The sequence below is a fragment of the Psychrobacter sp. 1U2 genome (assembly GCF_051847575.1).
The window spans coordinates 1-664 of record NZ_JBPYDC010001217.1 but is presented as its reverse complement, the minus strand read 5'-3'; the positions used below and the strand labels follow the sequence as shown (position 1 = coordinate 664).

Here is a 664-nt window from a genome sequence, read left to right as displayed (position 1 = left end):
CGCGATCGTAGAGATTTATCCAGAGCTTAGTGACTATGCGCTGCCCGCTTTTGTCAATTTTGGCTCTTGGATTGGTGGCGACAGAGACGGCAACCCCTTTGTCACTTATGAAACCACGGTAATGGCAGTGTTGATGCATGCCAATACTGTGCTGCGCCATTATCAAGTATTGATCCGAAAGCTGCGCCGTGAGCTGATCCATAGCGATAGCATTGTTACCATCGCGCCCGAGATTTATGAGCGAATTAAAGACTATAGCGAGCTGGAGCAACAGGTCTTTTGTTACAACCCTGATGATTACAACCATGAGCCATACCGTAGATTGTTGTCGCTTATCCTCGCTAAAACAAAAGCCACTAACCAGCATATCCAAAGCCAAGGCACAGACGAGAATGCAGCACAAAATGCTTATCTGTCACCGACTGCGCTATTGGATGATTTACGTCTTATCCGTACAAGCGTCAACACACATGATAGTGCCCATGCCGAAGGGCTGCTACTAGATACCATCCGCTTGGTCAAAACCTGCGGCTTTCATCTGGCCGCGCTCGATATTCGCCAAGACTCAGGCTATCATGGCGAGGTCATTGCCGATATTTTTGCCAATGCCTCCAACTTGCCCGATTATAAAACGCTAAGCGAAGCAGAGCGCCAAGAGTGGCTA

At 48.5% G+C, this 664-nt stretch carries 1 protein-coding gene; it reads left to right on the top strand.

All coding sequences use genetic code 11. The features are described from left to right. A partial coding sequence (locus ACS8FD_RS21290; protein WP_439277334.1) for a phosphoenolpyruvate carboxylase occupies nucleotides 1-664 on the top strand: 664 nt, incomplete at both ends.